This is a genomic window from Spirosoma fluviale (assembly GCF_900230225.1).
In the GTDB taxonomy this organism is placed as follows: domain Bacteria; phylum Bacteroidota; class Bacteroidia; order Cytophagales; family Spirosomataceae; genus Spirosoma; species Spirosoma fluviale.
This window is the reverse complement of sequence record NZ_OCNH01000001.1, coordinates 2547479-2560078: the sequence shown is the minus strand read 5'-3', so window position 1 is coordinate 2560078 and position 12600 is coordinate 2547479. Positions and strand designations below refer to the sequence as shown.

Below are 12600 nucleotides of genomic sequence, written 5' to 3'. Positions count from 1 at the left end.
TTGAGTCGGCAACGTACCACTTACGCAACTACGGGTTCTGGTTTCTTGAGGGCTTTTACTTTACTACTTAATTCAAAACGGAATTGAGCCAGTTCTTTAAAACTTTGGATACACACCTTAAGTAGTTTCCATTTTAAGATAGAAACGGTGCCCGTAACCCGCTCTTTGTGCGTAATGGGAATATCGAAAGTATCGTACCCGGCTTTCTTAGCCATAACGGCCAGGAAAATATTAGGTGCAAAGGGGGTTGGATCGGGTAGTTGGGCCAGTAATTTTCGCAGGAACGTTCCCCGGATAAGCCGGAAGGGAATGTTACTGTCCATGATGTAGGTGCCGTAAATAAAGGCAATGCTCAATCGTAAAATACGCGTAATGAGCAGACGTGCCGGAGCATCGTAGCGTTCTTCCCGGTAGCCCAGAATAAACGGCGACTTACTCCGCTTTTCCCAAAGCTTCTCAAAATCATCGGCAATAAACTGATCGTCACTATCCGTCTGAAATATAAACTCTGAGTCAAGAGCTACCGCCTGCCGATACCCGTTCACCACGGCGTTACCGTGACCACCATTTGGTTGATGCACGACCAGCAGTTTTGGATAGAGGTCTTTGATTTGATCAAGTATAGCACCCGTTTTATCGCGGGAACCATCGTTAACAACTATCAGACGTGTATTTTCGGTAGGGAATCGGCGGGTCAACAAATCAGTCCACTGCTTGACAACAGTTTCAATAACTTCTTCTTCGTTGTAAGCCGGCATTACAATTGACAGCAGGAGACTCATACTTGGATAATTAGTGAAAACTCATTAATAGACATTGAAACCGGCATATTGATTGAGCAGCGTAGTGTGGGATTTAGCCGATATTCAGAGACAATAATGTTGGTAACTATGTTTTTGATTAAGAGGATTTGCAAATATAGGAAATTGTTATCGGTGAAATGGGTAAACTAACCTGACCTTAGTGAGTGGCCTATTCACAATTGAATCAGGAGTAAAGTGTACATAATTCAGCGATTAGTATGAATACCGGTCTTTCAGATTATTAATCGGTTTTTCGATCAAAAACCAGGAAAATGTTGCTAAAGCAACGGTTAATGCAAGATAAAATGAAAACTGGAAAAAGTAGGAGCTTGTTAGGAAAGGCATCATCTCGGATAGACGTTTCCAGGCTCGAACTGTAAAATGGGTAGGTTGGGTATGAAAGAAGTTGAAGACAAAATTATGGAAAAGGTACAGCCCGTAACTGATGCGCCCCATGTACTGACTAACCGGGTTTTCGAGTACCCATTTCATCGGCCCACTGAACCCAACTACCGCCCGGCCAATCAGGAAAAAGCCGAACAGTGAGCCAATTAGTCGTTCCCAAACGTCGGCTACCACATTGTGATACCCAATTGATGGCGTCTGGGCAAGCCAGTTGGTTAGCCAGACAGCCCCCAGAAATCCCAGCAGGCTGATGATTACCCAGGTCGATGACTGGAATAGACGGGTAAACCACTCCCGTCGATAAAGCCAGGTAAACGCCATCAGCATACCCAGCCCAAAAGCATCCAGGCAGGTGGGCATGGACACATACCCGATAAACCAGGGTAACTGCTTACGGAACAGAATATACCGTAGCCCAACGCTGCCCACGATCATTAGTATGGAGGTGAGCGGAACCCACCGGCGCGGCATGAAAAAAAGAAGTAACGGGAAAATAAGATACACCTGCTCTTCAACGGCCAATGACCATAAGTGGTCGACGGTTCCCATCCAGGTGGCGTAGCGGGCTATGTAAATATTGGAGGCATAGAGTGCCAGCCAGCCAAACGTTCGGCGAACGGGTGGTTCGTTAACCAGATAAAGAACAAACAGCGTCAGATAGTAGATTGGGAAAATACGCAGGGTCCGGCGGATGTAGAAGGTCTTGAGGTACTTGCCCAGTCCGCCGTTTGGCTGATTGCTGAGCTTATCTTTACTCGACAACAGAATGCGGGTAATCAAAAAGCCACTAAGGACAAAAAAGATCGTAACGCCCAAAGCCCCCAGTGCTAACCCGTCGGCCCGACCAACCATCCAGTGATCGAACAAGACCATGCCAACCGCAATGAACCGGATACCGTCGAGTTGCCGAAGGTGGTTCAGCGTTGAACGGACAGGTGCGGACGTTGGCATAGACGACTGGTTAGGTAAATCGGACGAAGGGTTCTGTTGATGAATCAAGTGTATGTTTATATTAAGCCGGTAATAAAATTAAAAATGGCTCGTGGGCTACCAGTTTTTAGTAGACACCGTAGCGGGTGGGCCTTTCGACACCAGTTGTTGATTGGTCGGGTACAGACTAAAGGTGTTTTTGGTCGAGACGTTCAGTACAAACAGTTGATAGTTACCCGCTTCCAGTTCCAGATCGAGTAGAGTTGCTTTGAAGCCATCTGTAAATACAGAAGCCGGCCTGAACCGTGCTGCCAGAACAGACTGCTGATTTTGCCAGACCGGGAACAAATACGTTCGTTTAGCCGACCGGGCTACTACGTAGGCACCTTCATCACGCAACCCCTGAAAAGGGAATGTTTTGTTTTCGATCGAATACCCGCCCTTTATTTTAGTCAGTTGCAATTCCATCGCTGGCTGCCGGGCCGAACCAAATAACACGGGTAATGCCGCATCATAGAAGGCTGGGGTAGCAGGGGTGTACTTCTGCGACGTCGAATCGGACGAGAAAACGGGCCGATTGGTCGTATATGTCCAGTTGAATTGATTGGTTGTCAGCCAATGCCGCCACCAGATAGCTTCGTCCAGAAAGGCGTAGTAGGTTAGGGTAGCAAAGACAAAACTGCTGATCACACTTCCCATCATCCACAAGCTGGCCAGGCGTCGGGGTAAATTTACCACCGTATACAGGTAAAGAAGCGATAGACCCGTCAGCGAGTACATTTTATACCGACTCGTAATGAGTAAGTCGGCACCAAAGCCCGTTCGCGCCCAGGCCACAATAAGGGTTGTGCCTAAAATAAAAGCGGCACAACTCCAGAAAAAGAGCGTCATAGAAGCAACAACCTTTCCGGTTTTTAGTGCGTCGGAGTTCTGCATTACTACCCTACGGAACACGTTTACGATATGAAGTCGGTTGTTCCACAAAGTCCAGAGAACGATGCATAGGATGGTTACAAACAATACACCGCCCAGGAGAATACACGACCGAAGGGGAGCCCGCACCGGTAAAGCTTCGGCGGCTGCTCCCAGAACAGCAAACCAGCCTTTTAACAGATCAGCTACGCTGGGTTTCACATAATCGATGCCTTCTGGCTTCTCAAAGCCGGTAAAATAAAGCCCAATGACCAACGCTGACCCAGCCAGCCAGCCAAGCAGGGGCCGGTAAAGTTGCCGACCGCTTACAGGCGCGTAAGCTGGTATGCGCAACGTGAGAATCACAAAGCCAATTGGCCATACCATAAGGCCATTGCCGCTGGTTAACGTTGCCAGCGTAGCCGACACCACGGCAAGACCCCATAAGCGAGTGTAACTTAAAAAGTAGAAAGCCGCCAATACCCACAGCACCACCGAGAAGTTTTGCAGGGAGGCCATTCCCCAAAACATATTCTCCCACTGCGACAGGTTGAATAGCAGCAGGGCTACAGGAAGGGCATAAAGTACGGTTTGCTGACTGGGCATCGACCGGCGCAACGCAGCTGTGAAAACCAGCAGCAAGCCAACCAGACTCAGGTTGCCAATCAGCATGAGGTGAACAAAGTTAAGCTTTCCAAACAGGGTGTAATCAAGTCTCGTAATGAGTCGGTCGTACACAATTCGGTGTTCGTTGTGCTGCCTGAAAAGCTGGTAGATTTTCCCTGTTAACGAAGGTTCCTGGTCGGAGTAGAACAAAAATGCCCGTAGCGCGTGATCATCCCATTTGGGAATATTGACGGCATAGTATAGCCAGGCGACGGCAAAAAATACGATCGGTACCCCTAGCACTACCCACGAGATACCCGGTAGCCACTGCTGAATTGGCCGTGGCTGTTCGGGTTGTCGTGGGTTATCCGTTATGGGCTGTTCGGTGGTCACAGTTAGTACCGGTATTTAGTGCCTTCAAAATCGAAAATTGTGACCTGTTGTTTTGTACTTCCCTTTACCAGAATGATTCGGTCGGTCTGGGTCGTATCCATGCGCTGGTAATAGGTGGCATCTTTGGGAAGATACAAGTTCGTGTACTGGGCGTCGATGATCGAATGCGTCGTATAGGTATTCTCTACTTCATCGCGGGGCGCTGTCCGGGGAGACGGGTACAGAACAGTGTCGCCCGGAGTATACATACTTTTTATCCGGTTAGCAGCTGTTGCATAGGGATTTTCGATACGGTAGTGGCCGTAATATGTGTACTTCGGTGCCTGATCTTCGTAAATACGATACAGCAGATCAGCGATGTAATAACTCTGTAGCAACAGGACAGCCGCCAGCGTAAGCCGCAGGTAAGTCGACTGACGGAATACCTCCCGAACGGTCAGACCAACCAGAATGAGTGCGTAGGGAAATGAAAAACCCGAATACCGTTGCGTAATACCATACGTATGTCCGTTCCGAAAGGCGATGGCAATCAAAAACAGGGTAGGTATGGTACTCATCAGTACCAGTAAAAACAGGAACCGGCGCTCGGGGCGATTTGTGTAGCTGAGGAATGCCTGACTAAGCAGGTAATAAAACAGCGGAACGGCAGCGGCTACGATCAGCCGTGGTGATTGTACCGAGTAAACCGCGAATCCGGCAACAAGTAACAGCGGGATTAAAATACTTACCCATACCGGCACGGAGCGCCCCCGGCCAAAGCGATGGATAATCAGCACCGCTACACAGCCAAGTGCGAAAGCAATAATCAGATTTCGAAAGGCCAGTGTATCGGTTGACAGGCCATTGGAAAACATAAACAAATCGGCCAGAACCGGAATCGACTTCTTGACCACATTGCCAAGCGTAGCGGGCAGAATAATACCAAACCCATTGTTATACGGGTTCGTCAGAGCCAGTCCGCCATAAAGCTTTGCCTGGTAAGCAAGTGTTTGAAAAGTGTACTTTCCGCCACCGAACACAAACCAGGGAATAATCAGGCCAACGGCTCCTCCAATGGTACTAATCCCCAGACCAATGTATGTTTTCAGGTCGCGGTTGAACAGGACGAGGTAAAGCCCGTGACATAGAAAGATAGTTACGGCCAGGTAATGACCAAGTGTGGCCAGAGCAAAGGATAGACCATAAGCTATGTAGAGCCCAATGGGCTGTTTGCCCTCGGCCCGACGGTCCAGAATTCGTAGAAAAAGATATGTGCCCAGCAGGGTAATGAAAATGGTCATGCAATAATTGCGGGCCATGTGGCTGTAGGCAATAAAAAACGGCTCAATGGCAGTCAGAAAGGCACACAGTAACGCCAGTGAGTCAGACCGCAGGTACCGCCGAACTAGTAAAAAGACCAGACCCACAATGAGGGTACTGAACAAAATAGACGGCATTCGGATGGAGAGGTCACTCATTCCGAAGACTTGTATCCAGGCCCAAAGCAGGGCATAATGAGAGGGGCTATTGCCAATATCGGTCTGGATAATGGCCCGAATGTAATCTTTGAGTGGCTTTTCTTTCCAGAATTCCTTTGGAGTGAAATAGGTTTTGCCCGGTGTGAAAAAGACATCGTGCTGGTTGTACCCTTCCAGGGATACACCAGATGTATTGATCAGCGTAAATTTTTCATCCAGATAAAGGCCATGAACACTCGATTTATAGAGTCGGAGGCCTAATGCAAACAGAAGAATTAATAAAATGAGCAGGCGTGGAGAACTCAACTGGGCAACTAAACCAGAACGGTTATTGGTAATCATGCGGTCTGAAGTGAGAGAATTCGGCATTTGGGCACAAATGTAAGCCACTACGCGCCGGTTTTACAATTTCAGGATGGTGAATTCTACTCTTCGGTTAAGTTTACGCTTCTCTTCGGTTTCGTTACTGGCAATGGGTTTGCTGGGTCCCCAGGCTTTTGTCTGGATGCGCCCGGATTTTATCCCCTTCTTCAAAAGATACTCTTTTACCACCCGAACCCGATCTTCGGCCAGTTTCATGTTTGGCTCCCAGTCGCCCTGATTATCCGTATGGCCTTCAATGAGGAGCTCCATAGTAGGGTGTTTTTCCAGCATGTCAACCATCTTATCCAGTTCCGTGTCGGCACCGGGTAACAGAGTGAACTGGCTTTGCTGAAATAAGACTTCGCGCATGGTAATGGTCTGCCCGGCTTCAATTTTAGCGAGGTAGAGGTTCTTTTTTATATCGCGAAAACGCTTGTCTTTGCTTAAGTCCACCGTTTCAATAGTCGGGAAGTACCCTTCTTTGGTGGCCGTCAGAACGTAAGTCTTCAGGGTGGGAAGTATAAGTTTATATTCCCCGGTTTCGGGGCTAAAGTCAACTTTACTCAGCGGTTTCTGATCACCAAATAAGGTTGATACGATCTCCGACGCAATGGGTTTTTTTGTTTTTGAGTCCAGTACCAACCCGGAGATAATAGCAACAGGATCCGGTTTGATAGCCGGATAGAGCTTTAACCGAAATATATCATCCTCACCCAGTGAGCCCGACCGGGAGCTTAAGTACGCATAATCGCCGGAAGCCGGAATGGTAAAATACCCGTCCCACTCATCGGTATTGATCGCCGGACCGAGGTTCTCGGGTTCACTCCAGTTGTTCCAGGAATCGTCTAGCCGACGTGACACGAAAATATCGCCGTTGCCATAGCCCGCATGCCCGCCGGATGTAAAGTAAAGCGTTCGGCTATCGGCGGCCAGAAACGGAGAGCTTTCAAAGTCGGCGGTGTTTATGACATTGCCTAGCGAAACCGGTTCCTGCCAGGTGTTATCTGCCTTCTGAAAGGAGATATACAGGTCGCGGTCGCCTTTCGTATCTTTTCGTTGCACGGCCAGAATGATGGCGTGCCCATCGGGCGAGACACAGAATTCTAACTGGTTTTTCTCGTGAAGATTGTAGTTGTTGGCAATCCGGCACTCAACCGGTTGCGACCAGCCCGCTTTTGTCCGGACCGATTTGGAAATGCCAAACGACATGCCTCCATCAGGACGGTACACATTGATTAGGTAAGCCGTCCGTCCGTCGGTAGCCATACCGCTGATGGCGTTATCACCGGTATTGTTAATAGGAGAACCGATATTTACCGCTTCACTCCAGCCCGACGGATTGCCGCCAACACCCGACTCAAGGGTGGAGTACCAGACGTCCTGCCGGTCTGATGCTCCGATATTGGCTTTGTTGAAGTTCCGCGTAAAATAAAGCGTTCGGCCATCGGGAGAAATGACCGGTGCCACTTCCTGCCCGGTCGAATTGACCGTTTTACCCAAATTCTCTTTCTTGATTTCTTTGGGGATGTCTTTCGAGATAATCAGGTTTACTGAAACAGGCTTAAGTTCTTCAGTAATACCAATGGCATCGATCTGATTGATGCCTTTCAGAGCTGCTCCGTTGATAAACACTTTCAGTTGAGTACACAGGAAGGCAGTATCTTTGGGAAACAGGCGGAGGAGCGGGTCTGGACGCGCCTGAATATTGGTTGCTTCGTAGACCGAGTGCTCGGCCCCTTTGGGGTCAATGACAAGAACGCGTACTACCGAACCGGGATTCACATTCTCGGCAATAACAATCTGGCGGGCGTGCATGGGTTTGGCAAAGCCAACCTGTATCCATTCGTCGGCCGTGCCATCGGCGTAAAAGGGTGCCCATGCGCAGGGGCTTTCGCCCGTATCCGGTAATTTACTGGGGCGACCCAGTACCTGAGATGCTTTGTATTGTTCGCCATAGGGTTCCCCCTTTTTTTCAGAAGATACCCCAATTACCCGACTAGCCCACTGCACATTGCCCATGGTTTGTTGCTGTGTTTCTGCCGGGTTGTTTGGTCGCTTTGGGGATTCGGCCGACCGGGTACCGGTCGACTGGGTAAGGCCGCTTAGAGGACTGATTAAAAGACAACCAAAGAAAAGAATACTTCGCGTAAGCATAAGATTAAACGCTCTATAAGCTCCAATATAGGCAGTAAATCCTGTTGATAAAAGCCATAAGTGTCAAACGGAGCCTGTCCGGGGTCGTTCAGAGGGTAAAATGCTGAAGTCTAGTTTGTCATTACCCGGTATTCCCAGGGTTTCAGCGTAACAGTAATTTCTGGTTTCAGCTCAACCGGCTGATGGCTGAACACATCGGTGTACGTGCCGGTATACCCATCGCCCGTTAGCCGAGTCGTTTGGGGCTGGTTACTCAGATTCAGAAAAACGGTGACACGGTCGTTGTCCCGTTGCCGATAAAAAGCATACACTTTATCATCGTGGTCAGTCGGGATTTTTACTACCTGACCACCGTCCAGTCCGTTCCAAAGGGCCCGGTTTCGGTGTTTCAGCGTGAGCAGCGTTTTGTAAAAATCACTTTTCGGGTAATTGGCCCACAGAATCGTGTCTTTTTCAAAGAAAGCCAGCCGTTTGTTTAAGTTAGCTTCCATGCCATTGTACACCAGCGGCATTCCTTCCAGCGTACTGCTCAGGACGAAAAAGGCATCGGCTGCGGGGCCGAAGGATTCTGCCAGGGTGCCGTTGTTGGCGTTTTCATCGTGGTTCTGGGTAAATAGCATTTGGTAATACCATTTGGGGAAACGTTTCTGGTTGGCTTCGCGCAGGGAGTCGATTTTATCCGCTGTGCGGGCACCCTTTGCCACGGCCTTCATCATGGTATGCATACTCCAGCCGTAGTTCATGTTAAAACAACTCGAAAAGTGGCCGGGCTCATCTTCCCATTCGGCCAGCATAAAAACGGTTTTTATTTTGTCAAGCTGAGGGCGTAGTTCAGCCCAGAAGTCATTGGGAACAAAACCCGCTACATCGCAGCGGTAGCCGTCAATGCCGCATTCTTTGACCCAGTACTGCATGGCATCGATCATACCTTTACGCATATCAGGGTTGTCATAATTCAGGTCGATAACATCTGTCCAGTCTGTAGGTTTTCCGGTTGTAGGATCGACAGGGGAGGTTAGTTTACCCTTCACGCTGGTGTACCAGTCCGGATGCTCCTTTACCCACACATGGTCCCAGCCGGTATGATTAGCCACCCAATCCAGAACGACCCGCAGCCCCAGCGCATGCGCCCGGTTGACGAGGGATTTGAAGTCGGCAAGTGTACCATACGCCGGGTTTACGCTTTTGTAATCCGCAATGGCGTAGGGGCTACCCAAAGAGCCTTTCTTGTTTTTCTGACTGATCGGGTAAATGGGCATCAGCCAAACGATGTCCACACCTAGTTCTTTTAACCGGGGTAATTGGGCCTCTACCGCTTTAAAGTTACCTTCTGCCGAAAACTGGCGGATATTTACTTCATAAATTGTCGCATTTTTAGCCCATTCGGGAGCCGGAGGGGCAGGCAGCTTAGTCGTATCGGACGCTGTGGTTCCGCTTTGGTCCGTTTGTGTATGTTGGCAGGCCGTTGCCACTAGCAACGCACTCAACAGGCCGTACAGGTACGATTTATTCATGAAAATTAGACCAGGTAAGGTGAAGTTTAAGTTACGGATAGATTAAGCCAACGAAGGTAGATGGCTATTTTTTAACTGGGTAATGGCTACTGAAGGGTCGGGGGCGTTAAAGACAGAACTTCCCGCAACCAGCATATCTGCCCCGGCGTTGAGCAGAGACTGTGCATTGGATAGACTAACGCCACCGTCAACCTCAATTAAGGCTGAGCACTGGTTTGCCAGCAAAAACTGTTTGAGTCCGGCAATTTTCTGAATCGTATGCGGAATAAATGCCTGCCCGCCGAAACCGGGATTAACGGACATGATGAGGATGACATCGATTTGCTCCAGAACATCGATCAATCCCGCAACAGGTGTGTGCGGATTGAGAGCAACCCCCGCCTGACAACCCAATTCCCGAATGCGGGAGAGCGTGCGGTGTAAATGGGGGCAGGCTTCGTAATGGACATGGATAATGGAGGCACCCCCTTCGGCAAATGCTTCCAGATAGCGGTCTGGGTCCGTAATCATCAAGTGAACGTCAAGGGGTTTCTGGCAATGTTCATGGACCGCCTTGAGGAGGGGAAAGCCAAACGAAATATTGGGCACGAAGACACCGTCCATGACATCAAAATGAAGGTAATCAGCCTCACTCCGGTTAATCAGGTCAAGATCGCGTTGCAAGTTAGCAAAGTCGGCCGCAAGCAGCGATGGAGCAATAAGAGGCTTTATCATGGACAGTAAGGCATTGGTTGAGGCCTAATAGTCAGTACTTCTGAGTATATTGAATCGTAGAAACAAATACCTACGAACTGACTACGCTAAACACACAACTTTTTTATCCCGTAAAAATACTTTTTTTTGGATGAACGAAGAAACAATAACGATGTTGCCCGTTTAGAACAAAGGAAGTTTTATGCGATGCGTGCGCTGATGTCCAGTGAACCAAAGCCGGGAACTGCTACCTAACGATTGAAAAGTATATTATGAATCCGGAAGAACAGATCATTGACCTTACAAACCGCCTGAATTACTACAATTTTCAATACTACCAGAACAGCATTTCAGAGGTAGACGATTTTACATTCGATAAGTTACTGACCGACCTCACAGCATTGGAACATCAGTATCCCGAATTTCGTCAGCCCGATTCCCCAACGGCCCGCGTGGGCGGTACAATCAGTAAGGAGTTTAAGACGGTTTATCATCGATTTCCGATGCTTTCGCTCGGCAATACCTATTCGGAAGAAGACCTCATCGAGTTCGACAAGCGCGTCCAGAAAGGACTCAACGGGCAGGCGTATGAGTACATCTGTGAGTTGAAATTTGATGGCGTGGCCCTAAGCCTGACCTACGAAAATGGGGTACTGGTACAGGGCGCAACCCGTGGCGACGGCGTCCGGGGGGATGATATTACCAACAACATTCGAACCATTCGGACTGTACCCCTGCGTATTGGCGGTGGTCACAAAAGCGTACATGAGTCGGAATCCGCTCCGTCCGTTACGGCTATTCCGGCTCTCTTTGAAGTTCGGGGAGAAGGCTTCCTGCCTCTGGCTGAGTTTGACCGGATCAACAAAGAGCGGGAAGATATTGGTGAGCCGTTGCTGGCCAATCCGCGAAATGCAGCCTCCGGAACCTTCAAACAGCAGGATTCCGGCGCGGTCGCCAAACGTCGGCTCGACTGTTACCTGTATTCGTTTTTATCCGAAACGGATGTCTTTCAAACCCACGAAGAGAGTCTGGTAGCCATGAATGCCTGGGGCTTCAACGTATCGCCAACCTGGCAGAAGTGCACGAATATTCAGGAGGTGATGGCGTACATCAACGAATGGGAAACCAAACGATTCGACCTGCCGCTTGGTACCGATGGTATCGTGATTAAAGTAAATCGGTACGACCAGCAACGCGACCTGGGCTACACCGCTAAAAGTCCGCGCTGGGCTATTGCGTTTAAATACAAGGCAATGGCTGCGAGTACGGCACTCAACGGGATTCAGTACCAGGTGGGCCGTACGGGGGCCGTTACGCCCGTTGCGTTGCTAACCCCCGTACTACTGGCCGGAACAGTCGTGAAACGGGCCTCGCTGCACAACGCCAACGAAATTGAGCGGCTGGGCGTCATGATGCACGACACCGTTTTCGTTGAAAAAGGAGGGGAGATCATCCCCAAAATAACGGGTGTCGACCTGAACCGGCGCACCGACAAGAGCCAGCCGATTATTTATCCCACCACCTGCCCCGCCTGTGGAACGACTCTTGTCCGGAAAGAGGGCGAAGCGCATTTTTATTGCCCTAATGAGCAAGGGTGCCCACCCCAGCGACAGGCCCGCTTTGAGCACTTTATTCAGCGCCGGGCCATGAATATCGAAAGCCTGGGCGAAGGGAAAATTGAATTGCTCATCGACCGGGGGCTGGTGCAAACACCCGCCGATTTATATGCCTTGAAAGCAACAGATTTGCTGGGTATCGAAAAGGTGTTTCTGGTGGAGGAGACTGGCAAAAAACGCGTCGTCAGCTTCCGCGAAAAAACGGTTGAGAATATACTGACAGCCATTGAACGTTCCAAAGCGCAGCCGTTTCCTAATGTGCTGTTCGGGTTGGGAATTCGCTACGTGGGCAATACTACCGCCGAGAAGCTGGTTGATTATTTCGGGTCGATGGACGCGATCATGAATGCCACACCGGAACAACTGCTGGCCGTTCCGGATACGGGTCCGCGTATTGCGGAGAGCGTCGTTGCCTGGTTTGAGGATGCCGATAACCGGGAGTTTGTGGAGCGGCTGAGAGCGGCAGGGTTGCAGTTTGTTGGCGAGAAAAAAGTAGTGGAGCAGGAAGGTGACACCTTAACGGGCAAGACGTTTTTGTACACCGGAACCTTTGCCAATTTTAGCCGGGAGGAATTGGAGTCCCGTATCGAGGCTAACGGCGGTAGGCTGCTAAGTGGCATTTCGAAAAAGCTGAACTACCTGATTGTGGGCGAAAATGCCGGGCCATCGAAGGTCGAAAAAGCCAAGAAACTAAACGTGCCCATGATTGGCGAAGACGAGTTCATGGCGATGCTGGTGGTGTAACTGGTTTGCT

General features: G+C 49.6%; 8 protein-coding genes. 1 reads left to right on the top strand and 7 read right to left on the bottom strand.

Annotated elements, in window-relative coordinates; genetic code table 11:
- Nucleotides 1-20 precede the first annotated feature (20 nt).
- From CRO74_RS10540 to rpe, 7 genes are all read right to left on the bottom strand, one after another.
- On the bottom strand, nt 21-782 hold the full coding sequence (locus CRO74_RS10540) for a glycosyltransferase family 2 protein (RefSeq protein ID WP_097125895.1): 762 nt from the start codon (nt 780-782) through the stop codon (nt 21-23).
- Between the two features lie 234 nt (nt 783-1016).
- Nucleotides 1017-2159 carry an acyltransferase family protein gene (locus CRO74_RS10535; protein ID WP_097125894.1) on the bottom strand — a complete coding sequence of 381 codons (1143 nt, stop codon included), beginning with the start codon at nt 2157-2159 and terminating at the stop codon, nt 1017-1019.
- A gap of 96 nt (nt 2160-2255) precedes the next feature.
- Nucleotides 2256-4049 carry a hypothetical protein gene (locus CRO74_RS10530; protein ID WP_245877803.1) on the bottom strand — a complete coding sequence of 598 codons (1794 nt, stop codon included), beginning with the start codon at nt 4047-4049 and terminating at the stop codon, nt 2256-2258.
- Between the two features lie 2 nt (nt 4050-4051).
- Nucleotides 4052-5848 (bottom strand): glycosyltransferase family 39 protein, encoded by a 1797-nt coding sequence (locus tag CRO74_RS10525; RefSeq protein ID WP_245877802.1) that lies wholly within the window; start codon nt 5846-5848, stop codon nt 4052-4054.
- A 60-nt stretch (nt 5849-5908) separates the two neighbouring features.
- Nucleotides 5909-8023 (bottom strand): OmpA family protein, encoded by a 2115-nt coding sequence (locus tag CRO74_RS10520; protein ID WP_097125892.1) that lies wholly within the window; start codon nt 8021-8023, stop codon nt 5909-5911.
- Nucleotides 8024-8133: 110 nt separating this feature from the next.
- Nucleotides 8134-9537: an alpha-amylase family glycosyl hydrolase gene (locus CRO74_RS10515; protein WP_097125891.1), complete on the bottom strand. Its 1404-nt coding sequence runs from the start codon at nt 9535-9537 to the stop codon at nt 8134-8136.
- A 42-nt stretch (nt 9538-9579) separates the two neighbouring features.
- The gene (rpe, locus tag CRO74_RS10510) at nt 9580-10251 is read right to left on the bottom strand and encodes a ribulose-phosphate 3-epimerase (RefSeq protein ID WP_097125890.1); all 672 of its coding nucleotides are present in this window, start codon (nt 10249-10251) and stop codon (nt 9580-9582) included.
- 251 nt (nt 10252-10502) lie between these two features.
- On the opposite strand from rpe, the gene ligA reads away from it, so the two are divergent.
- On the top strand, nt 10503-12590 hold the full coding sequence (ligA, locus tag CRO74_RS10505; protein ID WP_097125889.1) for an NAD-dependent DNA ligase LigA: 2088 nt from the start codon (nt 10503-10505) through the stop codon (nt 12588-12590).
- The last annotated feature ends 10 nt before the right edge of the window (nt 12591-12600 follow it).